Source organism: Janibacter sp. Y6 (assembly GCF_040900765.1).
Taxonomy (GTDB): domain Bacteria; phylum Actinomycetota; class Actinomycetes; order Actinomycetales; family Dermatophilaceae; genus Marihabitans; species Marihabitans melonis.
This window is the reverse complement of sequence record NZ_JAKLYZ010000001.1, coordinates 788,597-813,905: the sequence shown is the minus strand read 5'-3', so window position 1 is coordinate 813,905 and position 25,309 is coordinate 788,597. Positions and strand designations below refer to the sequence as shown.

At 73.6% G+C, this 25,309-nt stretch carries 27 protein-coding genes; 18 read left to right on the top strand and 9 right to left on the bottom strand.

All coding sequences use genetic code 11. From position 1 onward, the window contains the following. Nucleotides 1–10: 10 nt before the first annotated feature. From L6241_RS03755 to L6241_RS03725, 7 genes are all read left to right on the top strand, one after another. Nucleotides 11–751: a ribonuclease HII gene (locus L6241_RS03755; protein WP_068276369.1), complete on the top strand. Its 741-nt coding sequence runs from the start codon at nucleotides 11–13 to the stop codon at nucleotides 749–751. After that, nucleotides 748–1,062: a DUF2469 domain-containing protein gene (locus L6241_RS03750; RefSeq protein WP_251719116.1), complete on the top strand. Its 315-nt coding sequence runs from the start codon at nucleotides 748–750 to the stop codon at nucleotides 1,060–1,062. Before L6241_RS03755 ends, L6241_RS03750 begins: the two co-directional genes overlap by 4 nt. Nucleotides 1,063–1,350: 288 nt before the next feature. After that, nucleotides 1,351–1,722: a YraN family protein gene (locus L6241_RS03745; RefSeq protein ID WP_368244909.1), complete on the top strand. Its 372-nt coding sequence runs from the start codon at nucleotides 1,351–1,353 to the stop codon at nucleotides 1,720–1,722. Next, nucleotides 1,719–3,257 carry a YifB family Mg chelatase-like AAA ATPase gene (locus tag L6241_RS03740; protein WP_368244908.1) on the top strand — a complete coding sequence of 513 codons (1,539 nt, stop codon included), beginning with the start codon at nucleotides 1,719–1,721 and terminating at the stop codon, nucleotides 3,255–3,257. The genes L6241_RS03745 and L6241_RS03740 overlap by 4 nt, the downstream gene beginning before the upstream one ends. Continuing rightward, entirely contained in the window at nucleotides 3,254–4,456 is a 1,203-nt protein-coding gene (dprA, locus tag L6241_RS03735; protein ID WP_368244906.1) for a DNA-processing protein DprA, read from the top strand. The genes L6241_RS03740 and dprA overlap by 4 nt, the downstream gene beginning before the upstream one ends. 104 nt (nucleotides 4,457–4,560) lie before the next feature. Beyond that, nucleotides 4,561–5,715, top strand: a complete 1,155-nt coding sequence (locus L6241_RS03730; protein ID WP_368244905.1) for a phosphotransferase — start codon at nucleotides 4,561–4,563, stop codon at nucleotides 5,713–5,715. Between the two features lie 35 nt (nucleotides 5,716–5,750). Continuing rightward, on the top strand, nucleotides 5,751–6,677 hold the full coding sequence (locus L6241_RS03725; protein ID WP_368244903.1) for a tyrosine recombinase XerC: 927 nt from the start codon (nucleotides 5,751–5,753) through the stop codon (nucleotides 6,675–6,677). 32 nt (nucleotides 6,678–6,709) lie between these two features. Here L6241_RS03725 and L6241_RS03720 read toward each other — a convergent pair whose 3' ends face one another. The 3 genes from L6241_RS03720 to L6241_RS03710 form a co-directional block, all read right to left on the bottom strand. Further along, the gene (locus tag L6241_RS03720; protein WP_354586907.1) at nucleotides 6,710–7,270 is read right to left on the bottom strand and encodes a M23 family metallopeptidase; all 561 of its coding nucleotides are present in this window, start codon (nucleotides 7,268–7,270) and stop codon (nucleotides 6,710–6,712) included. 86 nt (nucleotides 7,271–7,356) lie between these two features. Continuing rightward, nucleotides 7,357–8,508, bottom strand: coding sequence for an aminotransferase class I/II-fold pyridoxal phosphate-dependent enzyme (locus L6241_RS03715; RefSeq protein ID WP_368244902.1), 1,152 nt, complete (start codon nucleotides 8,506–8,508; stop codon nucleotides 7,357–7,359). After that, on the bottom strand, nucleotides 8,505–9,797 hold the full coding sequence (locus L6241_RS03710) for a PucR family transcriptional regulator (protein ID WP_368244901.1): 1,293 nt from the start codon (nucleotides 9,795–9,797) through the stop codon (nucleotides 8,505–8,507). The genes L6241_RS03715 and L6241_RS03710 overlap by 4 nt, the downstream gene beginning before the upstream one ends. A 155-nt stretch (nucleotides 9,798–9,952) precedes the next feature. Between L6241_RS03710 and L6241_RS03705 the strand changes: the two genes are divergently transcribed. The 7 genes from L6241_RS03705 (at nucleotide 9,953) to tsf (ending at nucleotide 16,847) form a co-directional block, all read left to right on the top strand. Further along, nucleotides 9,953–10,771, top strand: a complete 819-nt coding sequence (locus tag L6241_RS03705) for an ABC transporter ATP-binding protein (RefSeq protein ID WP_368244900.1) — start codon at nucleotides 9,953–9,955, stop codon at nucleotides 10,769–10,771. Continuing rightward, nucleotides 10,764–11,468 carry an ABC transporter ATP-binding protein gene (locus L6241_RS03700; protein WP_123093258.1) on the top strand — a complete coding sequence of 235 codons (705 nt, stop codon included), beginning with the start codon at nucleotides 10,764–10,766 and terminating at the stop codon, nucleotides 11,466–11,468. The genes L6241_RS03705 and L6241_RS03700 overlap by 8 nt, the downstream gene beginning before the upstream one ends. A 12-nt stretch (nucleotides 11,469–11,480) precedes the next feature. After that, nucleotides 11,481–12,356 carry a branched-chain amino acid ABC transporter permease gene (locus tag L6241_RS03695; protein WP_229299195.1) on the top strand — a complete coding sequence of 292 codons (876 nt, stop codon included), beginning with the start codon at nucleotides 11,481–11,483 and terminating at the stop codon, nucleotides 12,354–12,356. Next, nucleotides 12,356–13,429, top strand: a complete 1,074-nt coding sequence (locus L6241_RS03690; RefSeq protein WP_123093256.1) for a branched-chain amino acid ABC transporter permease — start codon at nucleotides 12,356–12,358, stop codon at nucleotides 13,427–13,429. The genes L6241_RS03695 and L6241_RS03690 overlap by 1 nt, the downstream gene beginning before the upstream one ends. Beyond that, nucleotides 13,426–14,772, top strand: coding sequence for an ABC transporter substrate-binding protein (locus L6241_RS03685; RefSeq protein WP_229299194.1), 1,347 nt, complete (start codon nucleotides 13,426–13,428; stop codon nucleotides 14,770–14,772). Before L6241_RS03690 ends, L6241_RS03685 begins: the two co-directional genes overlap by 4 nt. Nucleotides 14,773–15,067: 295 nt before the next feature. Beyond that, complete coding sequence (gene rpsB, locus L6241_RS03680) at nucleotides 15,068–15,979, top strand: 30S ribosomal protein S2 (protein WP_368244898.1); 912 nt, start codon at nucleotides 15,068–15,070, stop codon at nucleotides 15,977–15,979. 40 nt (nucleotides 15,980–16,019) lie between these two features. Further along, on the top strand, nucleotides 16,020–16,847 hold the full coding sequence (gene tsf / locus L6241_RS03675) for a translation elongation factor Ts (protein ID WP_368244897.1): 828 nt from the start codon (nucleotides 16,020–16,022) through the stop codon (nucleotides 16,845–16,847). 72 nt (nucleotides 16,848–16,919) lie between these two features. Here tsf and L6241_RS03670 read toward each other — a convergent pair whose 3' ends face one another. Together L6241_RS03670 and L6241_RS03665 are read right to left on the bottom strand one after the other, a co-directional pair. Next, nucleotides 16,920–17,489 carry an antibiotic biosynthesis monooxygenase gene (locus L6241_RS03670; RefSeq protein ID WP_123092757.1) on the bottom strand — a complete coding sequence of 190 codons (570 nt, stop codon included), beginning with the start codon at nucleotides 17,487–17,489 and terminating at the stop codon, nucleotides 16,920–16,922. Between the two features lie 63 nt (nucleotides 17,490–17,552). Further along, complete coding sequence (locus L6241_RS03665; protein WP_191565106.1) at nucleotides 17,553–18,131, bottom strand: TetR/AcrR family transcriptional regulator; 579 nt, start codon at nucleotides 18,129–18,131, stop codon at nucleotides 17,553–17,555. A gap of 161 nt (nucleotides 18,132–18,292) precedes the next feature. Here L6241_RS03665 and pyrH point away from each other — a divergent pair, with 161 nt between their 5' ends. From pyrH to rlmN, 4 genes are all read left to right on the top strand, one after another. Beyond that, on the top strand, nucleotides 18,293–19,021 hold the full coding sequence (pyrH, locus tag L6241_RS03660; protein ID WP_068274708.1) for a UMP kinase: 729 nt from the start codon (nucleotides 18,293–18,295) through the stop codon (nucleotides 19,019–19,021). 111 nt (nucleotides 19,022–19,132) lie between these two features. Continuing rightward, the gene (gene frr / locus L6241_RS03655) at nucleotides 19,133–19,690 is read left to right on the top strand and encodes a ribosome recycling factor (protein ID WP_068274711.1); all 558 of its coding nucleotides are present in this window, start codon (nucleotides 19,133–19,135) and stop codon (nucleotides 19,688–19,690) included. A gap of 21 nt (nucleotides 19,691–19,711) precedes the next feature. Further along, complete coding sequence (locus L6241_RS03650; protein ID WP_123092760.1) at nucleotides 19,712–20,614, top strand: phosphatidate cytidylyltransferase; 903 nt, start codon at nucleotides 19,712–19,714, stop codon at nucleotides 20,612–20,614. Next, entirely contained in the window at nucleotides 20,614–21,822 is a 1,209-nt protein-coding gene (rlmN, locus tag L6241_RS03645) for a 23S rRNA (adenine(2503)-C(2))-methyltransferase RlmN (RefSeq protein ID WP_251720738.1), read from the top strand. Before L6241_RS03650 ends, rlmN begins: the two co-directional genes overlap by 1 nt. A 115-nt stretch (nucleotides 21,823–21,937) precedes the next feature. Here the strand turns inward: rlmN and L6241_RS03640 are convergent, their stop codons facing one another. The 4 genes from L6241_RS03640 to L6241_RS03625 are packed head-to-tail and all read right to left on the bottom strand — an operon-like array spanning nucleotide 21,938 to nucleotide 25,281. After that, nucleotides 21,938–23,080: an LOG family protein gene (locus L6241_RS03640; protein ID WP_368244894.1), complete on the bottom strand. Its 1,143-nt coding sequence runs from the start codon at nucleotides 23,078–23,080 to the stop codon at nucleotides 21,938–21,940. Nucleotides 23,081–23,106: 26 nt separating this feature from the next. After that, nucleotides 23,107–23,718, bottom strand: coding sequence for a GNAT family N-acetyltransferase (locus L6241_RS03635; protein ID WP_368244892.1), 612 nt, complete (start codon nucleotides 23,716–23,718; stop codon nucleotides 23,107–23,109). Beyond that, nucleotides 23,715–24,296: a dihydrofolate reductase family protein gene (locus L6241_RS03630; protein WP_368244890.1), complete on the bottom strand. Its 582-nt coding sequence runs from the start codon at nucleotides 24,294–24,296 to the stop codon at nucleotides 23,715–23,717. The genes L6241_RS03635 and L6241_RS03630 overlap by 4 nt, the downstream gene beginning before the upstream one ends. Further along, on the bottom strand, nucleotides 24,289–25,281 hold the full coding sequence (locus L6241_RS03625) for an NAD-dependent epimerase/dehydratase family protein (protein ID WP_368244889.1): 993 nt from the start codon (nucleotides 25,279–25,281) through the stop codon (nucleotides 24,289–24,291). The genes L6241_RS03630 and L6241_RS03625 overlap by 8 nt, the downstream gene beginning before the upstream one ends. Nucleotides 25,282–25,309 lie beyond the last annotated feature (28 nt).

The following is a 25,309-nucleotide window of genomic DNA, read 5'->3' as shown; positions in this document are numbered from 1 at the left end:
TCCCGCCCGGCTGCCCGCCCGCCGCACGAAGGGGGGCCGCCCCACCTCGACCAAGCCCAGCCTGCGCGTCGAGCGCGACCTGCAGCGGCAGGGCTTCCGCGTGCTCGCGGGCATGGACGAGGTCGGCCGGGGCGCGCTCGCCGGGCCGGTGAGCGTCGGGGTGGTCGTCGTCGACGAGACCGTGCGCTCCGCACCCCAGGGGGTCCGCGACTCCAAGCTCATGACGGCGGCAGCCCGCGAGCAGATCGTGCCGCGGCTGCGGCGGTGGGCGGTCGCGAGCGCGGTGGGCCACGCGAGCGCCGCCGAGATCGACGAGATCGGCATCATGGCCGCGCTGCGTCTCGCCGGGTGCCGAGCCCTCGCCGCCCTCGACGTCGTGCCCGACCTCGTCATCCTCGACGGCAACCACGACTGGCTCACCGCCCCCGAGGAGGTCGGGCTCTTCGCCGAGCTGTCCGAGGGGCCCGCGACCCCGCCGGTGACGACGATGATCAAGGCCGATCTCGCGTGCTCGTCCGTCGCCGCGGCGAGCGTGCTCGCCAAGGTCGAGCGCGACACGCAGATGGTGGCGCTGGCCCAGGAGCACCCGCAGTACGGGTGGGCCGAGAACAAGGGCTACTCGGCGAGCGCGCACATGGACGCCCTCGCCGCCCACGGCCCGTGCGTGCTGCACCGCCGCTCCTGGAGCCTGCCGGGCGTCGGGCATGATGACCAGGTGCCCGCACCCGACCCTGAGCAGGTGAGCTCGTGAGCGCCGAGGACCTCGAGAAGTACGAGACCGAGATGGAGCTCGCGCTCTACCGCGAGTACCGCGACGTCGTGCACCTCTTCAGCCACGTCGTCGAGACCGACCGCCGCTTCTACCTCGCGAACTCCGTGCAGGTCGACGTCCGCGGCGAGGGCGGCGAGGTGTACTTCGAGGTGACGATGGAGGACGCGTGGGTGTGGGACATCTACCGCCCCGCCCGCTTCGCCAAGCACGTCCGTGTCGTCACCTTCAAGGACGTCAACGTCGAGGAGCTCGCCAAGAGCGACCTCGAGGTGCCGAAGACCGGCTTCTGAGAGGTCCGGTCGGTGAGGACCGGCCGGGAAACCTCGGCGTGACCGGGACGGCTCTGCCTGACCTGGTCATGACCCGGTCTCCCAAGGGTTCCCCGGTCACGGGAGGGTGTTCCGGACCGCACCGCGACCACGCCGCCCGAAGGGGGTGTCCCCGACCTAGCCGTACAAAGGGGGAGCCCGGAGTGTCGTCCACAGGCCGGCCGTCGCTGCGGTCGTCGTCCACAGGGCGGCGCCCACCCCTTCGTGACGGGGGAGCGCCGCCGTTGACTGGCGGCGGAGGTGGTCGAGATGACCGAGATCCCGACGGATCGACGGCAGGTGGGGGCCGAGGGCGAGCGGGTGGCCGAGCGCTACCTGGTGGCGCGGGGCATGGAGGTGGTCGACCGCAACTGGCGGTGCCCCACCGGTGAGGTCGACCTCGTGCTGCGCGACGGCGACGAGCTCGTCGTGTGCGAGGTCAAGACGCGGCGCAGCACGCGCTTCGGGCAGCCGGTCGAGGCGATCACCCGCGCGAAGCTCGCCCGCCTGCGCCGGCTCGCCGGGTGCTGGCTCGAGGCCCACGAGGTGCCCACGCGGCGGGTGCGGCTCGACGTCGTCGCGCTGCTGCGCCACCCGGACGGCACGTACTCCGTCACCCACGTGCGAGGGGCCGGCGCATGAGCATCGCCGTGACCCGGGCCGTCGCCCTGCGGGGCATCGCCGGCCATGTCGTCGACGTCGAGTGCCACATCGGCCACGGCCTGCCGTGTTTCGAGCTCGGCGGTCTGCCGGACACGGCGCTGCGCCAGGCCCCGCAGCGGGTCCGGGCGGCCGCGCTGTCGGCGGGCTGCTCGCTCAACGCGCGCCAGCTCACCGTCAACCTCTCGCCGGCCGCGATCCCCAAGCACGGCACCGGATTCGACCTCGCCATCGCGGTGGCCGCACTGGCGGCGGCCGAGGCGATGCCCGTCGACGCGGTCCGGTCGGTCGTGCACGTCGCCGAGCTCGGTCTCGACGGTCGGCTGCGCCACGTCACAGGCGTCCTGCCGGCGGTCCTCGCGGCGCGCGAGGCCGGCTGCCGCCACGTCGTCGTGGCGCCCGAGGACGTCGTCGAGGCACGGCTCGTCGACGGGGTGCGCATCTCGACGGCGCAGCGCCTGGGCGATCTCGTCGGTGCGTACCGGGTGCTGCGCGGTGGGTCCCGGCTCCCCGAGGCGGACGAGCCGGTCTCCCCGGCGGCGAGGAAGCCGGGTCGCGCGCTGGACCTCGCCGACGTCAGCGGGCAGCACGAGGCCCGCGCCGCGCTGACCCTCGCAGCTGCCGGCGGGCACCACCTCATGCTCACGGGGCCGCCCGGCTCGGGCAAGACGATGCTCGCCGAGCGCCTCGTGACGATCCTCCCGCCGCTCACGTCGGCCCAGGCCCTCGAGACCCTGGCGGTGCGCTCCCTCGTCGGGGCGGTGCTGCCGGGCCGTCTCGACCTGACGCCCCCCTTCGTCGCCCCGCACCACTCGGCCTCCACCGCGGCCCTCGTTGGCGGCGGCTCGGGCGCGGTGCTGCCCGGCGCGGTCTCGCAGGCCCATCACGGCGTGCTCTTCCTCGACGAGGCGGCGGAGTTCGCCGGCTCGGTCCTCCAGGCCCTGCGTCAGCCGCTGGAGTCGGGCCAGGTCGTCGTCGCCCGGGCGCGCGAGCGGGTCACCTACCCGGCGCGCGTCCAGCTCGTCCTCGCGGCCAACCCCTGCCCGTGCGGCGAGGGCTACGGCAAGGCGCTCGCCTGCCGGTGCCGCCCGACGGAGCGTCGGGCGTACGCCGCCCGGCTCAGCGGTCCGCTCATGGACCGCGTCGACATCCAGGTGCAGGTGCCGAAGGTGAGCCTGGCCGACCTCAGCGAGGTGCCGCCCGACACGAGCGCCGAGATCGCCGCGCGGGTGCAGGTCGCCCGTGACGCGCAGCGGGCTCGCTGGCAGCAGCACGGATGGACGCTCAACTCGCAGGTGCCCGGCCCGGTCCTGCGACGGGCACCGTGGCGGCTGCCGCGCGGGGTCACCGCGACCCTCGACCGCGCGCTCGAGCTCGGGCAGATCACCGGCCGCGGCTACGACCGGGTGCTGCGCCTGGCGTGGACGAGCGCCGACCTCTTCGGGCGTGAGGTGCCGACCTCGTCCGACGTCGGCCTGGCGCTCATGTACCGCACCCAGGGCGCGGTGGCGGCATGAGCGCCCCGCTGCGTGCACCTGGCCCGGGCGAGCAGCGGGTCGCCCACGACATGGTGGGCACCGACGAGCGGCGGGCCCGGCTCGCCTGGGCCGCCGTGCTCGAGATCGGGCAGGAGCGGGCGTCGCACGACCCGCCCGCGCTCTGCCGCTCGATCCGGGAGCACGGCCACGTCGGGGCGTGGCACCGACTGGTCGCCGGCGAGCTGCGCGGTGCGGACGGCGCCAGGGCGCGGGTGCTCCAGACCGACGTCGACGCCGAGCTCTCGCGGGTCGAGCGCGTGGGCGCGCGGGTCGTCGTGCCCGGTGACGACGAGTGGCCCGACGGCCTCGCCGACGAGCGGGTCGAGCCCCACGTGCTGTACCTGCGCGGTACCGGCCACCTCCGTCACGTCGCCGACCGTGCGGTGGGGGTCGTCGGGTCGCGGGCGAGCACCGGCTACGGCGAGGCGGTCGCGCGCGACCTCGGCGCCGGGCTGTCGTCCCGCGGGTGGGGCGTCGTGTCCGGCGCAGCCTTCGGGATCGACGCCGCCGCGCACCTCGGCGCGCTGGCAGTGGGCGGGCCGGGGGTCGCCGTCCTCGCGTGCGGGCCGGACCAGGTCTACCCCCAGGCGCACCGCCGCCTCGTCGACGAGATCGCCCAGACGGGCGTCGTCGTCACGGAGCAGCCCGTCGGGCGGGTCGCCCGTCGGCACCGCTTCCTCACCCGCAACCGGCTCATCGCCGCGCTGTCGCGCTGCGTCGTCGTCGTCGAGGCCGGCCCGAGATCGGGCTCGCTCAACACCGCAGGCTGGGCCGAGGCGCTCGGACGCCCGGTCGGTGCCGTACCGGGACCGGTGACTTCGATGGCCTCCGCCGGCTGCCACGAGCGGATCTCGCGGGGCGAGGCCCACCTCGTCACCGACGCAGAAGACGTGCTGCGGCTCGCGGCGCCGATCGGGGATCCTGACCTGCTGGCTCGTGAAGACGTCGGCGCGCTCGGACCGGCCCGGGACGCCGACGTGCTCACCCAGCACCAGCGCCAGGTCTACGACGTGCTCGCACCACGGCGCGAGTCCAGCGTCGGGCACATCGCGACCGAGCTCGCGCTGCCCGTCACCGAGGTGCTCACCCAGCTCGCCTCGCTGCAGCTCGAGGGCTTCGCCGCGCAGGGCGAGTCGGGGTGGGTGCGGCGGCACCCGGCGGGGTCGCCGCACCGGTAGGGCCGCCGTCCGGGGGCGTCCCCCTCCGCCCCCGGCCGGTCCGCGTCCTCATCGACCTCTCATCCCGCTCCGATGGGATGGGCGCTGGAGACGGAGGGGGCGCCATGGGCCGAACGGCACGGCAGGTCTACGGGCGAGCCCGGGCGTCGGCCGCGTCCGTGGCACGGCTGCGCCCCGGCCAGGGTGCGCCGCCCTCCAACGAGCACCGCGACCGGGTCGACTCCGCGCTCCTGCTCGTCGCCCGTCTCGAGCTCGATGAGCCCGCCGTGCCGGACGGGGGGACGCATCGCGACTTCCTTCGGGGCGAGCGCTTCGTCGCCTGCCCGCGCCTGCCCGCGGGAGCCACCCACATGCTGCCCACTCCCTGGCGGCTCTCGTGGGGGTCGGAGGGGGCAGGTCATGACCTCCACAGGTCACGAGCCGCGGTCGCGGCCGACGCGGTCATCCTCGCCAAGCACGACGACCCACGCGCGGGGCTGAAGCTGCGCTCGGCCTACGTCGACGACGCGCGGGTGGTCGGTGTCGTGCCGGACGTCCCGGGCCGGGCGAGCACCGCTCTGCGGGTCGCGACCTCGCACGCCGTCGTCGGCCGGTACGCGCCGTACCTCATCCCGCCGCTCCTGGCGATGGGTGATCTCACGGCCGGGTCCGGGCGCTACTTCGTCGAGGGCTGGGTGACTGGTCGGCCGCTCATGTCTCCCCGACGGCTGGGGGAGGCCGTAGGTCCGTTGTGCGACGCCCTCACGCGGGTGCACGCGGGGTACGGCACGAGTGCCCTGCCACTCAGCCGGGCGCCGGGAGCGGTGACGGCGGGCCAGTGGGCCGTCGTGAGGGATCTCGGCCTCGTCCCGGACGCCGTCGCGGCCCGGGTGGCCGATCTCGTCGAGCGGGACGTGCGCGTGCGCTGCTCGTGGACCCATGGCGACACGGTGTCCTCCAACGTCCTGAGCTCCGGTGGCGAGCACGTGCTCGTCGACTGGGAGAACGCCGGCTTCGCGCCGGTGATGACCGACGCGGCCAAGCTGCACCTCTTCGCCCACGACGGGCCGCGGGCGCTCGCCGACCTCCTCGAGGTCTTCGGTCGGCACCGGCACGGTGCGACGTGCACCGCGGGCGAGGAGCTCGCCCTCAGCCACGCGCGGCTGCTCGCTGCCTACCCGGCCCGACGCAGACGGCTCCACGGCCACCCACGCGCCGAGGCGTACGAGCTCCAGGTGCGGCGAGGAGCCCTGCGACTCGCCGAGGCGCTCGCCGCCTGAGCACGACGGCGGGTGCGAGGTGCGACCGTGGGGGAGTGAGCACACCGACGGCACCGGCCTGGGCGCAGCGTCATCTCGACGACTTCGTCGGGCATCTCGCCGCGGAGCGCGACCGTTCCGAGCACACGGTGCGCGCCTATCGCGGCGACGTCGGGGCCTGCCTGGCCTGGTGCGCCGAGCACGGCGGCACCGGCTCCCTGCGCGAGATCACGCTCGCGGACCTGCGCTCGTGGCTCGGCGAGATGTCCCAGCAGGGGGTCGCCCGCAGCACCCTGGCCCGCCGGGCGGCTGCGGTGCGGACCTTCTTCGGGTGGGCCCGGCGCACCGGACTCGTCGAGACCGACCCGGCCCTGCGACTGGCGAGCCCGCGCCGCGAGCGGACCCTGCCCGACCTGCTCACCGCGACGAGCGCCGGCGAGCTCCTCGACGTCGCCGAGGTCGCCGCCGACGACGACCCGGTGCACCGGCGCAACCGCGCCGTCCTCGAGCTGCTCTACGCCACGGGGATCCGGGTCGGCGAGCTCGTCGGGCTCGACGTCGACGACCTCGACGCCGACCGACAGGTCGTGCGCGTGCTCGGCAAGGGGCGCAAGGAGCGGGTCGTGCCCTACGGCGCGCCGGCCGCCCGCGCCCTCGAGGAGTGGCTGCGCGACGGCCGACCCCGCCTGGCGGTGCCCACCTCGGGGCCCGCGCTCTTCCTCGGCCGTCGGGGCCGCAGGGTCGACCCGCGTCAGGTGCGCACCGTCGTCCACGACCTGCTGCGGCACGTCCCCGACGCCCCCGACCTCGGCCCCCACGGGCTGCGCCACAGCGCGGCCACCCACCTCCTCGACGGCGGCGCCGACCTGAGGATGGTCCAGGAGCTGCTCGGCCACGCCTCGCTCGCGACGACCCAGATCTACACGCACGTCTCGGCCGAGCGGCTGCGGCGCTCCTACGACCAGGCCCACCCCCGGGCCTGAGGGTCACGGCGCCGAGAGCGAGGCGACCGGCCTCAGCCCCTCGGCACCGGCAGGAGGATCACCCGCACCCCGCCGAAGAAGGGGCGCGGGTCGAGGTAGTCACGCCCTCGCAGGGCGCCGACGTGCAGGCAGGTCGACGGGGCGCAGTGACCGGGCTCGGGGCTCAGCGTGCCCAGTCGCTGACCGCGGCCGACGCGATCGCCCGTCTCCACCGCCGGGGCCACCGGCTCGTAGGTGCTGCGCACCCCGTCGGCGTGGGTCACGGTGACCGTGCCGCGCCCCGCCACCCGGCCGCGGTGGGTGACCACGCCGTCGGCCGTCGCCCGGACGGGCTCCCCGGTGGACCCGGCGAGGTCGATGCCGCGGTGACCCGGCCCCCACCGAGACGTCGGGGCCTCGAAGGGGGCGACGACCTCGGGCCGCGGGCGCAGCGGCCAGGCCCAGCGGGCCCCCTTCGCGCTCGTCTCGACCTCGCTGCCCGGCGTGCTCTCGACCGCACGCGGCGGGGTGGCCGTCGGGGGAGAGGTGACGGCGGCGGCACCCGCGAGGGCGACGACGGCGAGAGCGGCAGCGGGCACGGCGGCGGAGACCATGGGGCCACCGTCCCGCCCGCAGGACGGAGACGGAACGCAGCAGGTGCGGGTGTGGACGACAGCCCCACGCCCCGTGCCCCTGTGGATCAGGCGCGCAGCCGGGCGGTGCCCTCGCGGATCCTGTCTTCGCTCTTGCAGAAGGCGAAGCGCACGAGGCTCTCGACGCCGGCGGGGCTCTCGCAGAAGGCGCTCACCGGCACGGCGGCGACGCCGAGCCGCTGCGGGATCTCCAGGCACCAGGCCATCGCGTCGCTCACCCCGATCGGCGCCGCGTCGGCGACGACGAAGTAGCCCCCCTGCGGCACGAGCGGCTCCAGGCCGGCGGCGCGCAGGCCGTCGACGAGCAGGTCCCGGCGGCGGCCGAGCTCGCGCGTCAGAGGGTCGACGAGCTCGCCGATGCGCCCGAGGCCCTCCGCGACGGCCGGCTGGTAGGCCGCACCGCCGGAGAAGGTCAGCCACTGGCTCGTGCTGGCGACGACCTCGACGAGCTCGGGGGCGCCGCTCGCCCAGCCGACCTTCCACCCCGTGACCGAGAAGGTCTTGCCGGCCGAGGAGATCGTGATCGTGCGCTCCCACATGCCCGGCAGGCTCGCCATCGGCACGTGCTGCACCCCGTCGAAGGTCATGTGCTCGTACACCTCGTCGGTGACGACGACCGCGTCGTGCCGGCGCGCCTGCTCCGCGACGAGCTCGAGCTCGGCCGGCGTGAAGACCTTGCCCGTCGGGTTGTGCGGGCTGTTGAGCAGGATGACCGCCGTCCGCGGGCCGCAGGCGGCGGCGAGCGCGTCGGCGTCCACCGCGAGGTCCGGGGCGCGAAGGGGGACCCGCCGCAGCGTGCCCCCGGCGAGGTCGACGAGGGCTGCGTACGCGTCGTACGCGGGCTCGAAGGTGACGACCTCGTCACCGGGCTCGACGAGCCCGAGGACGCTCGCGGCGAGCGCCCCCGTCGCACCGGTCGTCACGGCGACGCCCGTCGCCGGGTCGACCGGCAGGTCGTAGTGCTCGCGCTGGTGGCGGGCGACCGCCTCGCGCAGCTCGGGCACGCCGCGCGAGGGCGGGTACTGGTTGTGCCCTGCGGCCAGCGCCGCGCGCGCCGCCTCGACGACGGCCTGTGGCGCCGGGTCGTCGGGGAAGCCCTGCCCGAGGTTGACCGCGCCGTGCTCGAGCGCCAGGCCGGACATCGTCGCGAAGACGGACTCGCCGTGCGGGCGCAGCCGCCGCACGAGCCGCCCGCTCATGACCGGACCTCGCAGTCGGCCCCAGATCCCAGACCGGCCAGGCCCGAGTCGAGGGCCGTCGCGGCGAGCGTGAGCAGGAGACGGTCGCGCGGGGCGTCGAGCGAGAGGCCGGTGAGCTCCTCGACCCGCTTGACGCGGTAGATGACGGTGTTGCGGTGGCACACGAGGTCCTCCGCCGCGTACGTCGCGGAGCCGCCGTGGCGCAGCACGGCGACGAGGGTCTCGAGGAGCACCTCGCGGGTCACGCCGCCCACCGACAGCAGCGGGCCCAGCGTGGCCTCGACGAGCTGGGTCGTCAGCGACGGGCTGGCCGCGAGGAGCGCCTCGGGGAGGCGCTCGGAGATGTCGACGACGGCGTCGCTGCCGCGGGGGAGCGACACCGCGGCGGCGAGGGCGCTGTCCTGGGCGGCGAGGACCCCGGAGAGCCCGTCGCGGCAGGTCGCCGAGCCGACGCGCCCCCGGACGGTGCGCTCGAGCACCTTGCGCACGCGGGCCCCGTCGTCGGGGCTCGGCACGAGACCGAGGACGTGGGCGCCCTGGCGGCGCCAGTGCGAGAGGTACCCGGCGTCCTGCAGGCGCTCGCGCACGAGGTCGGGCGTCGAGGGCCCGTCCGCGGGCGGGAGCCAGACGAGGACGAGAAGGGCGGAGTCGTGGTCGAGGCCGAGCACCGAGCGCGCCCGGGCGGCGAAGTCGGCCTCGGCGCCACGACCTTGGCTCAGCCCCTCGAGGACCTCGGCGACCCGGGCCGGGTCACGCTGATCGCGGGCCAGCTCCTCGCGTCGGTAGCTGTCGCGCAGCACCGTCCCCTGCACGTCGAGGGTCGACCACAGCAGCCGTCCGGCCCGCATGAGCGCCCGGTCGGGCACGTCGAGGCGGTGGCCGGCCTCGAGCAGGGCCTCCCACATGAGGCGGCTGCCGATCATGTACGTCGTGAGGACGATCTCCATCGGCACGCCCTGCTGGGCCCGGCGCCGACCGGTCTCGCGCCACAGGTCGATGGCCCGGCGCTGGGCCGGGCGCTGGTCGGCGAGGCGCTCGATCCCGGCGCGCACGTGGTCGCGGATGCTCGCCCGCAGCTCGGCGGCGCGGCCGGGCTCGTCGAGCCCGTAGCCGAGGTCACCGCCGTCGAGCAGCTGAGCCGCGACGGCCTCGGCGATGTGATCGGCCCGTGATCGCAGCGCGTCGAAGGCGGGGGCGAGGACCTCGCGCTCGGCGCTCGTCAACAGCACCGTGCCGTCGCCCTGCTCCGCGGCCTGGTCCGGCCCGGGTCGGTGGCTGGTCTGCGTCATGACCCCAGCATGTCAGTCTCCTGCCGCCGACCGTCGACGACAACGGGCGCAGGGCACTGGGTGTCTTGTGCGGTGCGCCCATAGCGCCGGAGCGCTGCGCACGTCAGGGTCGCTGCAACCTCACAGCGACGTGAGGTCGTCGTCGAGGAGGACTCGTGCCCACCCCTGTCAAGACTGAGCCCGTGCTCGAGATGGACGCCATCACCGTCCGCTTCGGGGGCGTGGTCGCCCTCTCGGACGTCAGCCTCGACGTCCGCCCCCGCGAGGTCCTCGGGGTCATCGGGCCCAACGGCGCGGGCAAGACCACCCTCTTCAACGTCGCCTGCGGCTTCGTCACCCCGACGCAGGGCCGGCTGACCTTCGAGGGCGCCGACGTCACCGGGTGGGGACCGAGCTCGCTCGTCGAGCGCGGCGTCGCCCGCTCGCTGCAGGGCCTGGGTCTCTTCGACCGTCTCAGCGTCCTCGACAACGTCCTCGTCGGCGCCGACGTCCACTCGCGCGCCGGCTTCTTCTCCTCGCTGCTGGCCCTGCCGCGCGGGGCCCGTGACGAGCAGGCGCTCGTCGAGCGCTCGATGGACGTCCTCGAGCGGCTGGGCATCCGCGATCGCGCGGCCTCGGTCGTCGGGGGGCTGCCCTACCCCCTTCGCAAGCGGGTCGCCCTGGCTCGCGCCCTCGTCGCCGAGCCCCGTCTGCTCCTCCTCGACGAGCCGGCCTCCGGTCTGTCCGAGGGGGAGATGAGCGAGCTCGGAGACATCATCCGCGACCTCGCCGGCGACGTCTGCGTCATGCTCGTCGAGCACCACATGGACCTCGTCATGCGCGTGTGCGACCGGCTCACGGTCCTCGACTTCGGGCGCACCATCGCGACCGGCACGCCCGAGGAGGTCCGCGACGACCCGGACGTCCTCGAGGCCTACCTCGGCGGCGCCGTCGACGACGGGCCCGCGCAGACGACGGGGGGCCACGGTGCTTGAGCTCGTCGGAGTCACCAGCCGCTACGGCCCGGTGACCGCGCTCCACGACGTCGACCTCGTCGCCGAGGCCGGGCGGATCACCGCCGTCCTCGGGGCCAACGGCGCCGGCAAGACGACCCTGCTGCGGACGATCTCGGGTCTGCACCGCGCGGACAAGGGGACCATCCGATTCGACGGCCGCGACATCACCCGCCTGTCGACCGACGCGATGACCCGCGCCGGGATGGCGCACGTGCCCGAGGGGCGCGGCGTCATCACCGAGCTCACCGTCCGCGAGAACCTGCGCCTGGGTCAGCTCGGCCGGTCACGCTCGGGGACCGCGATGAGCATCGACGACGTCGTCGACCTCTTCCCCGTCCTCGGCGACCGCTCCGCGGCCCTCGCGCACACCCTCTCCGGCGGCGAGCGCCAGATGCTCGTCATCGGGCGCGCCCTGCTCGCCACCCCCCGGATGCTCCTGCTCGACGAGCCGAGCCTGGGTCTCGCGCCGCGCATCGTCACCCAGATCTTCGGGATCGTCCGTCAGCTCGTCGAGTCGCAGGGCCTCACCGTCCTGCTCGTCGAGCAGAACGCCCGCAGCGCGCTGTCCATCGCCGACGTCGGCGTCGTCCTCAACCTCGGGCGGGTGGTGGCCCAGGACAGCGCGGCCGTGCTGTCCGCCGACGAGGGCCTGCGCCATGCCTACCTCGGCTACTGAGAAGGAGATGCCGTGCAGCTGATCAACACCGTCCTCGGGGGCCTGTCCGTCGGGGTCGTCTACGCGGCCTTCGCCCTGGCCCTCGTGCTCATCTGGCAGTCGACGCGCATCGTCAACTTCGCCCAGGCGCCGATGGCCATGGTGACGACCTTCGTCGCCCTGACGCTCATCGACGCGGGCGCGAGCTACTGGGTGGGCTTCGCCGTGGCGCTCGCCGCCGGCTTCGTCCTCGGCGCGCTCGTCGAGCGGCTCGTCATCCGCTACGTCGACCACGACAACCACATCAACCCGGTGATCCTCACCCTCGGGCTCTTCATCGTGCTGCACGCGCTCGCGGCGGTGATCTTCGGCAGCAGCTTCACCTCCTTCCCCGCCCCCTTCGGGCTCTCCGGGGTGCAGGTCGGCGGCACGACGCTCGCCCTCACGCCCTTCAGCATCTTCAGCGTCCTGTGCGTCCTCGCGGTCATGGCGCTGCTGCGGCTGCTCTTCCTCAAGACCGACCTCGGTCTGACGATGCGCGCCGCGGCCTTCAACCAGGAGGTCGCCCGCATCCTCGGCGTCCGGGTGACGCGCACGCTCACCCTCGGCTGGGCCCTCGCCTCGCTCGTCGGCTCGCTGTCCGGTCTGCTCATCGCCGGCGGCGGTCTCGTCCACCCGTCCTACATGGACGGCGTCGTCGTCTACGGCTTCGTCGCCGCCGTCCTCGGCGGGCTCGACAGCGCCGGGGGAGCGGTCGTCGGAGGCCTGCTCATGGGGGTGACGCTCTCGCTCGTCAGCGGCTACCTCGGCTCCGGCCTCGTGCCCCTCGCGGCGCTCGTCGTCCTCGTCGTCGTGCTGCTCGTCAAGCCCGGCGGTCTCTTCTCCACCTCGGTCGAGCGGGCCGTCTGATGCGCCGCCTGCTCGCCTCGCCGCTCCTGCGCCGGGCCCTCGCCTCGCTCGCCGTCCTCGTCGTCGCCGTCTTCGTCATCGACCTCCTCTCGGGCTACCGGCAGGGCCAGGTCGCCTCGGTCGCCTACTTCGCGGTCGCAGCCGGTGGCCTCACGCTGCTCATCGGCGTCAACGGCCAGCTCTCGCTCGGGCACGGCGCCTTCATGGCGATCGGGGCCTACACGACGGCCCTGCTCCTCCAGGAGGGCCGAGAGCTGCCGGTCCTCGTGCTGCTCGTCGCCGCCGTGCTCGTGACGATGCTCGTCGGCCTCGTCGTCGGCATCGCCGCCGCCCGGCTCCACGGCCCCTACGTCGCCGGTGCCACCCTCGCCCTGGCGATCGCGGTGCCCTCGCTGGCCATCCACTTCCGCGAGGCGCTCGGCGGCGAGCCGGGCCTGCGGGTGTCGACGCCGGACGTGCCGCAGGTCGCCGACGACGCGATCTTCTTCCTCACCGGCACCGACGTCGAGCCGACGCAGTGGCTCGCGACGATCTCGGTCACCTGCCTCGTCCTCACCTTCTTCCTCCTGCGCAACCTCAGCCAGTCGCGGGTGGGACGGCGGTGGCGGGCGGTGCGCGACGACCCGGTCGCCGCCCAGCTCGCCGGCATCGACCTCGGGCGCAACCGCGTCCTGTGCTTCGTCGTCAGCACCGCGTGCGCCGGTCTCGCGGGCGGCCTCATGGCGCTCGTCACCCGGATCGCGGCGCCGAGCGGCTTCACCCTCACGCTCTCGCTGTCGTTGCTCATGGCCGTCGTCCTCGGCGGCCTCGGGACCCTTACCGGGGCCCTGCTCGGCGCGGTGCTGCTCACCCTCCTGCCGACCGTCGTCACCAACCTCGGCTCGAGCGCCGGGCTGTCGGACCTGCAGTCCGCCGAGCTCGCCCCGCTCGTCCTCGGGCTGACGACCATGGTCGTCGTCCTGCTCGCCCCGTCCGGTCTCGTGGGGTCGCTGCTGCGGCTGCGCGCCCGGAGCCGGGTCACCCGTCCGACCCCGTCCGTCACCTCTCACCCCACCCCTGGAGGCACATCATGAAGCGCATCTCCCTCAGGGCGGCGGTCGCCGCGAGCACCGCAGCCCTCGTCCTCGCCGGATGCGGCGCCGGAGGGCGCGACGGCGACTCCGGCGGCGGATCCGGAGAGGAGGCCGGCGACACGACCGGCATCACCGACACGACGATCAAGATCGGCACCCACCAGCCGCTCACCGGCGTCGCGGCCCCGGGCTACTCCGAGATCAACACCGGCTTCAAGTCCTACCTCGACTACGTCAACGAGGCGGGCGGCGTCCACGGCCGCACCATCGAGTACTCGGTCAAGGACGACGCGTACAACCCGACGAACACCTCGAAGGTCGTCGACGAGCTCGTCCTCAAGGACGAGGTCTTCGCGGTCGTCGGCGGGCTCGGCACCCCGACCCACAGCGCGGTCGTCGACTTCCTCAACCAGGAGAAGGTCCCCGACCTGCTCGTCTCCTCGGGCGCCCAGCTGTGGGGCAACGACCCCAAGGAGCGCCCGATGACGTTCGGCTGGCAGCCGGACTACGAGATCGAGGGCAAGATCATGGGGCAGTACATCAAGGAGAAGATGCCCGACGCGAAGGTCGGCCTCTTCCTCCAGGCCGACGAGCTCGGCGCGGACGGCGAGAAGGGTCTGCGGATGTACATCGACGACCAGATCGTCGAGCGCACCGAGTACGCCTCGGGCAACACCGACATCGGTCCGCAGATCTCGAAGCTCAAGGAGTCCGGCGCCGACCTCGTCATCGGCTTCAACACCCCGAGCTACACCGCGCTCAGCCAGCTCGCCGCGATGAAGCTCAACTACAAGCCGAAGTGGATGTACACGAACGTCGGCTCGGACGCGAAGCTCGTCGGCGACCTGCTCTCGACCTTCTCGAAGGGCAAGGTGACCGACGGCAGCAGCACCCTCGACGGGATGATGACGACCGAGTACATCCCGGGTCTGGACACCCCGGACAGCCCGTGGGTGAAGTTGTGGCAGAAGGTCTGGGACGAGCACGGCGCGAAGGGGGAGCTGACGAACTACCGGATCTACGGCATGTCGCAGGCCTACGCCTTCGTCTCGGCGCTGCAGGCCTCCGGCAAGGACCTCACCCGTGAGCGGGTCGTCGAGGTCATCGAGAAGGACGGCGCGACGTGGCCCGGCCCGGGCCTGGCGCCCTTCCGCTGGTCGGCGGACAGCCACCTCGGCATGTCGGGCATGGCGGTCTCGCAGGTCAAGGGCGAGGACTACGAGAACCTCACCGAGGTCCTCGTCACCGACATCGGCGACGCCGAGATCACCCCGGCCGACAAGGCCGTCGCCGAGGACGCACCGCCGGAGAGCGGCATCCCGGACGTGCCCGAGACGGAGTGACCGCGACGCGGTGACACCACGAGCACCTGCGCGAAGGGGGGCGGCCCGGCCGCCCCCCTTCGTCGTGCCCTGTGGTCGTCCGGGCGGGCCACCGGCGACGATTTCGGGCGGGGGCACCCCCCGGCGTACGATGAGGGGCACATCCGGTCTGTCCGGATGAATTCGCGCGTCTTCTCGCCCGTGACGAGATCCATCTCCGAACGGGGGCGCACCACGGCAGTCCCGAGCGATCGGGCGGGGTGCGTACGCAGGCGCCAGGACACAACTGACAACCACGAGCACAGGAGGACACGGCATGGCCGTCGTCACCATGCGCCAGCTCCTCGAGAGCGGCGTCCACTTCGGGCACCAGACCCGACGCTGGAACCCCAAGATGAAGCGCTTCATCATGACCGAGCGCAACGGCATCTACATCATCGACCTCCAGCAGTCGCTGACCTACATCAACGACGCCTACGAGTTCGTCAAGCAGACCGTCGCCCACGGCGGCACCATCCTCTTCGTCGGCACGAAGAAGCAGGCCCAGCAGCCCATCGCCGAGCAGGCGACGCGCGTCGGGATGCCCTACGTCAACCACCGCTGGCTCGGTGGCATGCTGACCAACTTCCAGACGATCTCCAAGCGCCTCACGCGCCTGAAGGAGCTCGAGGAGATCGACCTCGACACCGTCGCAGGCTCGGGCTACACGAAGAAGGAGCTCCTCCTCTTCCAGCGCGAGAAGGACAAGCTCGAGAAGACCCTCGGTGGCATCCGCTCGATGAGCAAGGTCCCCTCCGCGGTCTGGATCGTCGACACGAAGAAGGAGCACCTCGCTGTCGACGAGGCGCGCAAGCTCGGCCTGCCGGTCATCGCGATCCTCGACACGAACTGCGACCCGGACGAGGTCGACTACAAGATCCCGGGCAACGACGACGCGATCCGCTCCGTCACGCTGCTGACCCGCGTCGTCGCCGACGCCGTCGCCGAGGGCCTCATGGCCCGCTCCGGTGGCCGCTCCGGTGCGACCGAGGGCCAGGCCGACTCCGAGCCGATGGCCGAGTGGGAGCGCGAGCTGCTCGCCGGTGACGCCGAGGCTGCCGCCCCGGCCGCCGAGGCCCCCGCCGCCGAGGCCCCTGCCGCCGACGCCGCCCCGGTCGAGGCCCCCGCCGCCGACGCCGCCCCCGCCGCCGACGCCGCCCCGGCTGCCGACGCGTCGACCGAGGCCTGAGCCACCACCCCCATCACGACCGAAGGAGTGCACCACACTCATGGCGAACTACACCGCCGCTGACATCAAGGCGCTGCGCGAGTCCACCGGCGCGGGCATGCTCGACGTCAAGAAGGCGCTCGACGAGGCCGACGGCGACACCGGCAAGGCCACGGAGATCCTGCGCGTCAAGGGCCTCAAGGGCGTGACGAAGCGCGAGGGTCGTACGACCTCCAACGGCCTCGTCGCCGCTCAGGCGGGCTCCGGCGTCGGCACCCTCGTCGAGGTCCTGTGCGAGACCGACTTCGTCGCCAAGGGCGAGAAGTTCGGCGCCCTCGCCGACCAGGTCCTCCAGGCCGCCGTCGAGTCCAAGGCGTCCTCCGCCGACGAGCTGCTCGCGGCGACCGTCGACGGCAAGACCGTCAAGGACCTCCTCGACGAGTCCAACGCCACCATCGGCGAGAAGATCGAGGTCAAGCGGGTCGCCCGCGTCGAGGCCCCGACCGTCGCGGCCTACCTGCACAAGACGAGCCCCGACCTGCCCGCGCAGATCGGTGTCCTCGTCGGCGCGCAGGGTGGCGACGAGCAGGTCGCGCGCGACGTGGCCATGCACATCGCGGCCTTCAGCCCGAGCGTCCTCACCCGCGACGAGATCGACGCCTCGACCGTCGAGAACGAGCGTCGGATCGCCGAGGAGACGGCCAAGGAGGAGGGCAAGCCCGAGGCTGCCCTGCCCAAGATCATCGAGGGTCGGGTCAACGGCTACTTCAAGGAGAACGTCCTCCTCGAGCAGCCCTTCGCCAAGGACGCCAAGAAGACCGTCGGCAAGGTCCTCGACGAGGCAGGTGCGCAGGCCACGGCCTTCGCGCGCTTCCGCGTCGGCGCCTGAGCCAGGCACCGACGAAGGGGGCGTCCACCCATCGGGTGGGCGCCCCCTTCGTCATGCCCGGGACGGCCCGGCTCAGCCGGCCCGGCGCGGGTGGGTCCACGGCGAGAAGAGGCGCGTGACGAAGGGGAGGAAGACGTAGGTCATCCACGGGATCGCGACGGCGCAGGTGAGCAGCACGCGTCCCCAGCCGGGCCAGCCCGCCGTCGGACCGGCGAGCGCGTAGGTGAGCACCACGCTGGTGGGGAAGAAGGCGCAGAAGATGACGACCATCTGCTTCCACCGCGGTGGCGCGGCGACCGTGTCCGCGACCTCGATCTCGGTCGGCTCGTCGAACCAGCCCTCGATGCCCGTGCGGTGCTCGACCCGGGTGGCGCGCACGAGCCGTGCCCCGGCGCCGAGCCACTGGGTGCGCTCGCGTGAGCCCTCCCACCGGCGCAGGCTCTCCGCGGAGTCGAAGCGGTAGAGCATGTGCCACTCGTGCGAGCCGGCGGAGGGGCGCACCCAGCCCGAGCCGAGGAAGCCCGGGAAGCGCTGGGCCATCGTCGTGCCCGCGTCGGCCCAGGCCTGCATGAGGATCTCGTCCTGGGGGTCGACCTGACGGGTGATGGCGACGGTCACCGGGTGCGAAGGGGGAGTGCTCACGCCCAGATCATGCCGTCGCCACGGCGAGGTCACCGCATCGGGCGACCGGACGGGCGACGGCGATCAGGACGCGTGGCGCTGGCCGGCGATCGTGCAGCGCACGAGCCAGGCGACCTGGGCAGCGGTGCGCTGCGGGGTGTCGGTGGGGTGCATGACGTGCGAGAGGAGCGTGCGCACGACGACGTCGACGAGGGTCTCGACCTGCTCCGGGGCGAGGTGGTCGTCCTCGAGGCCGACCATGCCGACGACGACGTCGCGGGTGGTCGAGATGAGCAGCGCGGGCTCGGTCTGGAGGAGCGGCAGGACCGCGGTGTCGGCCCCGTGCGAGGAGCACACGAGGCGGCGCAGCAGCGGGCTCTCGTCGGCGAGCTCGAGGACGGCACGCACCCCGGCCTCGACGGCGGCGGGCAGGTCGCCCTGATGGCGGCCGAAGGAGTCACGAGCCCGGCTGAGGAAGGCGCGCATCTCGGCGACGAGCACGGCGCGACCCAGGTCGTCCTTCGTGCCGATCTCCGCGTGCACCGTCTGACGGCTCACCCCGACGTCCTTCGCCAGCCGGCTCATCGTCAGCCGTGGCCACCCGTGCGCCGCGGTCCGCTCGGCCGCGGCGACGACGATCCGGTCCCGCAGCGTCTCTGGCACATGGTGAGTGTACGAATGTTCCTGTGCCGCAGCGACTTCAGGGGTGCGATGGGGGCGTGCGCCCGCGCCTGGCGTCCCGAGGTCTGCGTCGTGTGCAAGGATCGCTGTCGGCCAGACCGCTGCGTCCCGTGAGGGCCGTGCACCACCCGAGGAGATCGTCCGTGACCGACACGACCCCCGCCCGTCCCTATCGCAGGGTCCTCCTCAAGCTCTCGGGCGAGGTCTTCGGCGGCGGCAAGGTCGGGCTCGCGCCCGACGTCGTCCGCGCGATCGCCGAGCAGATCGCGGCCGCGGTGCGCGAAGGGGTCCAGGTCGCCATCGTCATCGGCGGCGGCAACTTCTTCCGCGGGGCCCAGCTGCAGGAGCAGGGCATGGACCGCACGCGGGCCGACTACATGGGCATGCTCGGCACGGTGATGAACTGCCTCGCGCTGCAGGACTTCCTCGAGAAGGCCGGCATCGACACCCGGGTGCAGACGGCCATCACCATGGGCCAGGTCGCCGAGCCCTACATCCCTCGTCGGGCGATCCGTCACCTCGAGAAGGGCCGCGTCGTGATCTTCGGCGCCGGCGCCGGCATGCCCTTCTTCTCCACCGACACCGTGAGCGCCCAGCGCGCCCTCGAGATCGGCGCGGACGCGGTGCTCATGTCCAAGAGCGGCGTCGACGGCGTCTACGACTCCGACCCGCGCACCAACCCCGGGGCGACGAAGTACGACCACGTCACCTACGCCGACGCGCTGCGCGACGGGCTCAAGGTCGTCGACGCCGCGGCCTTCAGCCTCTGTGCCGAGAACGGCCTGCCGATGGTCGTCTTCGGCATGGAGGGCGAGGGCAACGTCACCCGCGGCCTGCTCGGCGAGCACATCGGGACGCTCGTCCATCCCTGATCTGGGAGACTGGCCCCGACGACGTGACGTCGCGGCGCCACCACGCACGAGGTGCCGCCCGGCGGCACCGCAGACCACCGGCGCACAGCCGCGAGCAGAAGGAGCCGCAGGATGATCGAGGACGCCCTCCTTGAGGCCGAGGAGAAGATGGACAAGGCCGTGGAGGTCGCGAAGGACAACTTCGCCGGCATCCGCACCGGCCGGGTCAACCCCGGTCTCTTCAGCAAGGTGACGGTCGACTACTACGGGGCCCCGACGCCCCTGCAGCAGCTCGCCTCCTTCGCCACCCCCGAGGCACGCACGCTGCTCATCACCCCCTTCGACAAGGGCTCGATGGGCGCCATCGAGGCGGCCCTGCGCGACAGCGACATCGGCGCCAACCCGAGCAACGACGGCCAGGTCATCCGGATCGTCATGCCCGAGCTCACCGCCGAGCGGCGCCGCGAGTACATCAAGCTCGCGCACACCCAGGGCGAGGACGCGAAGGTCTCCATCCGCCACGTGCGCCGTGCCGCCAAGGACACGATCGACAAGCTCGTCAAGGACGGCGAGGTCGGCGAGGACGACGGCAACCGGGGCGAGAAGGAGCTCGACGCGCTCACCAAGCGCTACACCGAGACCGTCGACTCGCTGCTGAAGTCCAAGGAAGCCGAGCTCTCCGAGGTCTGACCCCGCGGGAGAGAGGCGCTCATGGACCAGATCGGGCCGGTCGAGGCACCCGTCGTCGAGGACCCGCCGCAGCGGCGGGCCGAGAGACGTACCCAGCCGCCGAAGCCGACGAGCCGCGCGGGTCGTGACCTGCCGGCCGCCGTCGGCGTCGGCGTGCTCCTCGGGGCGGTCGTCGCCGCGGGCCTGTTCGTGCGGCGCGAGATCTTCGTCGGCATCGTCGCCCTGGCGATGATCATCGCCGTGTGGGAGCTGCGCCAGGCGCTCGCCGAGCGCTCGATCTACATGCCGCTCGTGCCCGTCGGCATCGGCGCGGTGAGCATGACGGTCGCGGCCTACCTGCGCGGTCCTGAGGCGCTCGTCCTCGCGACGACGCTCTCGCTCGTCGCGGTCGTCGTCTGGCGGGTCGCGGACGGGCTCGACGGGGCCCTGCGCGACGTCTCCGCCGGGGCCTTCACCCTGCTCTACCCGTGCTTCCTCGCGGGCTTCGCCGCACTCATGGTTGCCGAGCCCGAGGGGCAGTGGCGCATCCTCGCCTTCATCCTCATCACCGTCTTCTCCGACATCGGCGGCTACGCCGTCGGCGTCGTCTTCGGCAAGCACCCGATGGCGCCCGCGCTGTCGCCGAAGAAGTCGTGGGAGGGCTTCGCCGGCTCGGCGCTCACGTGCTCGCTCGTCGGCGCGATCACCATCCCGCTGACCTTCGAGACGGGGCAGTGGTGGCACGGCGCCCTGCTGGGTCTCGTCGTCGCACCCGTCGCGACGATCGGCGACCTCGTCGAGTCGAGCATCAAGCGCGACCTGCGGATCAAGGACATGTCCAACATCCTCCCCGGCCATGGCGGGCTCATGGACCGGCTCGACTCCCTCGCGCTCGTGGCCCCCGTGGTCTGGGCCGCCCTGCGACTGATCTCCCCGGTGACCTGATGACCGACCTGCCCGACCCCAGCACCCGCCGACCGGTCCCCGGTCAGCTGACGATGACGGCCCCGCGCCGCGGCAAGCCGCCGCGGCACTGGGCCGACCTCGACGTCGACGAGCGGGCCGACGCCGTGCGCGAGCTCGGCCTGCCGGCCTTCCGCGCGAAGCAGCTCTCGACGCACTACTACGTGCACCACACCGACGACGCCGCGGCGATGACCGACCTGCCCAAGGACGGCCGCGACGAGCTCGTCGCCGCCCTCATGCCCACCCTGCTCACCCCGGTGCGCTCGATCACCGCCGACCAGGGCGCGACGATCAAGTCGGTCTACCGGCTGCACGACGGCGCCCTCGTCGAGTCGGTCCTCATGCGCTACCCCCGCCGGGCGACGATCTGCATCTCCAGCCAGGCCGGCTGCGGCATGAACTGCCCCTTCTGCGCGACCGGCCAGGAGGGCCTGACCCGCAACATGTCGGCGGCCGAGATCGTCGACCAGGTCGTCGCGGCCAACCGTGTCCTGCGCGAGGCCGGCCCGGTCGCCGCCAGCGGCGGGGTCGAGCTCGGGGCCGAGGCCGGGGAGGCCGAGGCCCCCGCCGACGGCGGCCGCGGCTCGCAGCGGGTCACCAACGTCGTCTTCATGGGCATGGGCGAGGCGCTGGCCAACTACAAGGCGGCCATCGGCGCCATCCGCCGGATGACCGACCCCGCCCCGCACGGCCTGGGCATGAGCGCCCGCTCGCTGACGATGAGCAGCGTCGGGCTCGTGCCCGGCATCGACCGCCTGGCCGCCGAGGGCATCCCGGTGACCCTCGCCCTGTCGCTCCACGCCCCCGACGACGAGCTGCGCGACGAGCTCGTGCCGATCAACACGCGCTACAAGGTCGACGAGGCCATCGACGCCGCGTACCGCTACTTCCAGGCCACCGGCCGCCGCGTCTCCATCGAGTACGCGCTCATTCGCGACATCAACGACCAGGCCTGGCGCGCCGACCTCCTCGGCGAGAAGCTCACCGCCCGCGGCAAGGGCTGGGTGCACATCAACCCGATCCCGCTCAACCCCACCCCGGGCTCGAAGTGGACCGCCTCGCGCCGCGGTGTCGAGCAGCAGTTCGTCGAGCGGCTGCGCGCCCACGGCATCCCGACGACGGTCCGCGACACCCGCGGCAGCGACATCGACGGTGCCTGCGGCCAGCTCGCCGCCGCCACCGCCTGACCGCCCCCTTCGCCCCACCCCCCCTTCGCCCCACCCCCCCTTCGCCGAGGTATGGCGATGTGCATCTCGTGTGCCTCCCGAGGGAGCAGATCTCCATACCTCGGCGAAGGGGGAGTCAGCCGGCGAGCAGCGCGGCAGCCTCCTCGACCGTGCCGACGACGTGGGTGCTCGCCCCGAGCCCGCGCTGCGCGCCGAGCGCCCGCAGCGCCGGCAGCACGGGGATGGTGCGCTCCCAGTGGGTCTCGTCGACGAGGACCAGCGGGGGCACGGGCACGCCCTCGGCGGCGTAGTACAGCGGGGTCACGGCCTGGAAGATCTCCTGCACCGTGCCCGCCGCGCCCGGCAGCACGACGAGCCCTGCGGTGCACCGCGAGAGCAGGGCGTCCTCTCGCAGCGCGTTGGAGAAGTACTTCGCGACCCCCTGGCCGAAGACGTTCGGCGGCTCGTGGCCGTAGAACCACGTCGGCACGCCGACGGAGCGGACCGGTCCCTCGTCGTGGAGGCCCTCGCGCACCTCGAGCGCGAGCGCGGCCCAGGCCTGGACGTCCGGCCGGAAGGACGGCACGGCGGCCAGCGCCTCGAGAGCCGCGTCGAGCGCGGGGACGTCGGGGGCGAGGGCGCCGAGGTTGGCCGCCTCCATCGCCCCAGGGCCGCCGCCGGTGAGCACGACGTCCCCGGCGCGGGCGAGCAGGTGGCCCAGCCGCGATGCGCCCGCGTACTCCGTCGTGCCGCGCAGCAGCGCGTGACCGCCCATGACGCCGACGACGCGGCGCCCGTCGAGCACCTCGGTCAGCGCGTCGGAGACCGAGTCGTCGTGGATCGCCCGCACGAGCGTGACGAAGACGTCGTGCGCCTGGTCGGCCTCACGGCTCCACGCGTAGGCGAGCGCGTCGGGGGTGCTCGCGTAGCCCCGGTCGAGCATCCCGTCGTAGAGCTCCTCGGGCCGGTAGAGCGTCGCGCGGTAGGGGTTGACCGGGCACGTCGGGTCGGTGGGGAAGACGAGGGCGCCGTGCAGGCGCAGGTGGTGCGCGAGCCGGTCCGAGACCTCGCCGCCGAGGACGACGAGCCCGGCGAGGTCCTCGCGCGCCAGCAGGTCCGCCTCGTACGGGCCGAGGTCGACGTCCTGGATCCGCGCGCCGTGCAGCGAGACACCCGCGGACAGGACGGCGCGAAGGGCGATCGGCCGGGTGATCTCGCGGTGGGCCGGGTGGGGGCGCACCTCGTCGCTGGCGACCTGCGGGCGGTGCTCGGTGGTCATGCCCGGCAGCGTCGCACAGCCCTCGCTCACCGACCGGGCGGGTGGGCCCCCTTCGCCGCCGTGAGCGCCGACCACTCGTGGGCGAGGAGCGACATGACGTGCTCGTCGTGGCGCTCGCCGTCGAGGACGACGCTCTCGCGCAGCGTGCCCTCGTGCACGAAGCCGAGGGTCTCGTAGACGTGGCGGGCGCGCGGGTTGTGGCTGATGACGTGCAGGCTCACCCGGTGCAGACCGACGCGCTCGAAGGCGTGGGCGAGCGTCAGCCGCATCGCCTCGGTGCCGAGCCCGCGCCCGCGACCCTGCGGTCCGAGGAGGACGCGGATGTTGGCGGTCGCCGCGGCGGGGTCGAGCTCGTTGAGGACGACCTCGCCGACGAGCCGCCCGCTCGCGCGGTCCTCGACGCCGAGGTCGAGCCGGTCGTCCTGGTCCTCGCGGCTGCCGTACCAGGCGCGGAGCCCGTCGAGGTCGAAGGGGGAGGTGCCGGTGCTCGAGACGACGCTCCCCGTGAGCACCTGCACCTCGGGGTCGGCGAGCACCTCGTGCATCGTCTCGGCGTCGCTCTCGACCAGAGGGCGCAGACGGACGAGCTCGCCCTCGAGGACGGGTGTGCGGATCAGCGCGCGGAGGTCGAGGGTCATCCGACGCCCTTGTCGCGGCGGCGGTAGGTGAGGAGCACGACGTCGCCGGGCAGGCGCTCGACGTCGGCGAGGCGCCAGGCCCGTCCGGCGTAGCCGAGCCGGACCAGGGGCACGCCCTCGCCGAGCAGCACGGGGTTGACCTTGAGCTGCAGCTCGTCGACGAGGTCGACGAGCTGTCCGGCGAGGTCGCCGCCACCGCACAGCCAGATGTCCCGCCCCGGCGCCGACCTCAGCGCCGTGACGTGCGCGACGACGTCGCCGTCGACCCGCGTGACGCTCGGGTCGTCGGGGAGCTCGCGATGGGTGACGACGTGCTGGTCGAGGTGCGGGTAGGCGCTCGTCAGCCCCGCGTCGAGCGCCGGCTGGTGGGTCCGCGCCCCCATGACGACGGCGTCGAAGCGGCGCGCCTCGCCCGTGACGCCGAGCGGCCCGCGCAGGTGCGCCGGGCAGGTCTCGGGGTAGCGCGCGAAGAGCTCGGCGAGCAGCCGCGGGTCGATCGCGAAGTCGTCGACCTCACCCCGCGGACCGGCGACGAAGCCGTCGAGCGAGGTCGCGACGTAGTAGACGAGATCACGCACGGGCGTCCTCCTGGTGGTGGTCGAGCCGGCGGCGCAGGTCGCGCTCCTGCTCGTCGGTGAGCCCGCACGCGCGGGGGGTGGTGCGGGTCTGCTCGTGCGCGAGGGCACGGGCGAGGGTCTGGCGAAGGGGGCGGGTGACGAGCCCGGCGGCACGCGCTCGCGAGCTGTCGAGCGTGGAGAAGAAGCGCCACTCGGGGTCGTCGACCCACAGCGGCAGCGAGGGCGTGCCCGCCCACGCCTCGACGCCCGCATCGGCGAGGACCTCGGCCGGCACCGGTCGCAGTGCCGCGTCGCTGTCGGCGACCTCGCGGGCGAGGTCGAGCAGGTCGCCGAGGCGGTGCGTCGGTCCGGTCGCGTTGAGGGCGCCGTGGACCTGCTCCTGCGCGCACGTCGCGAGCCAGTCGGCGAGGTCGTCGACGTCGACGACCGCGACCGGGTGGTCGAGGTCGGGCGGCACGAGGACGTCGGCCCCGGTCGGGTGCGCGAGCCGCCACGGGTAGTAGCCGAGTCGGCCGGAGTCGTCGCCGGGGCCGCAGATGAGCCCGGCGCGCACGGCGGTCCAGCTCGCCGTCGTCGCCACGGCCTGCTCGCAGGCGACCTTCGCCTCGCCGTACCGGCTCATGTCGGGCATGACGTCGTCGGCGAGGGGGTCGAGCAGCGGGCCGTCCTCGTCCTGCTCGAGGTGGTCGAAGCGGGCGTAGACGTTCGCCGAGGAGACGAGGACCCAGTGGTCGACGGTGAGCTCGGCGACGGCCCGGCGCACCTGCCCGGGCTGGCGCGAGACGTCGACGACGGCGTCCCACCGCTGCCCGCGCAGCGGCGCGAGGCCGTCCGGGTCGTCGCGGTCGACGACGACAAGGCCGGCTCCGTCGGCCACCGGCGCGCTGCCCCTCGCGGCGCACACGACCTCGTGCCCGCGCGCGAGGGCGGCGCGGCTCACGGCCCGCCCGAGGAAGGCCGTCCCACCGAGCACGAGGATCCGCATGCCCGCGATCCAACTCGTGTGGGGCCGC

Excerpts from the sequence above, each read along its gene's own strand:
- L6241_RS03745 (WP_368244909.1), top strand. The coding sequence starts at position 1,351 with ATGACCGAGATCCCGACGGATCGACGGCAGGTGGGGGCCGAGGGCGAG.
- frr (WP_068274711.1), top strand. The coding sequence starts at position 19,133 with ATGATCGAGGACGCCCTCCTTGAGGCCGAGGAGAAGATGGACAAGGCC.
- L6241_RS03640 (WP_368244894.1), bottom strand. The coding sequence starts at position 23,080 with ATGACCACCGAGCACCGCCCGCAGGTCGCCAGCGACGAGGTGCGCCCC.
- L6241_RS03625 (WP_368244889.1), bottom strand. The coding sequence starts at position 25,281 with ATGCGGATCCTCGTGCTCGGTGGGACGGCCTTCCTCGGGCGGGCCGTG.
- rpsB (WP_368244898.1), top strand. The coding sequence starts at position 15,068 with ATGGCCGTCGTCACCATGCGCCAGCTCCTCGAGAGCGGCGTCCACTTC.
- dprA (WP_368244906.1), top strand. The coding sequence starts at position 3,254 with ATGAGCGCCCCGCTGCGTGCACCTGGCCCGGGCGAGCAGCGGGTCGCC.
- L6241_RS03690 (WP_123093256.1), top strand. The coding sequence starts at position 12,356 with ATGCGCCGCCTGCTCGCCTCGCCGCTCCTGCGCCGGGCCCTCGCCTCG.
- L6241_RS03720 (WP_354586907.1), bottom strand. The coding sequence starts at position 7,270 with ATGGTCTCCGCCGCCGTGCCCGCTGCCGCTCTCGCCGTCGTCGCCCTC.
- tsf (WP_368244897.1), top strand. The coding sequence starts at position 16,020 with ATGGCGAACTACACCGCCGCTGACATCAAGGCGCTGCGCGAGTCCACC.
- L6241_RS03710 (WP_368244901.1), bottom strand. The coding sequence starts at position 9,797 with ATGACGCAGACCAGCCACCGACCCGGGCCGGACCAGGCCGCGGAGCAG.
- L6241_RS03685 (WP_229299194.1), top strand. The coding sequence starts at position 13,426 with ATGAAGCGCATCTCCCTCAGGGCGGCGGTCGCCGCGAGCACCGCAGCC.
- L6241_RS03740 (WP_368244908.1), top strand. The coding sequence starts at position 1,719 with ATGAGCATCGCCGTGACCCGGGCCGTCGCCCTGCGGGGCATCGCCGGC.
- L6241_RS03650 (WP_123092760.1), top strand. The coding sequence starts at position 19,712 with ATGGACCAGATCGGGCCGGTCGAGGCACCCGTCGTCGAGGACCCGCCG.
- rlmN (WP_251720738.1), top strand. The coding sequence starts at position 20,614 with ATGACCGACCTGCCCGACCCCAGCACCCGCCGACCGGTCCCCGGTCAG.
- L6241_RS03635 (WP_368244892.1), bottom strand. The coding sequence starts at position 23,718 with ATGACCCTCGACCTCCGCGCGCTGATCCGCACACCCGTCCTCGAGGGC.
- L6241_RS03730 (WP_368244905.1), top strand. The coding sequence starts at position 4,561 with ATGGGCCGAACGGCACGGCAGGTCTACGGGCGAGCCCGGGCGTCGGCC.
- L6241_RS03715 (WP_368244902.1), bottom strand. The coding sequence starts at position 8,508 with ATGAGCGGGCGGCTCGTGCGGCGGCTGCGCCCGCACGGCGAGTCCGTC.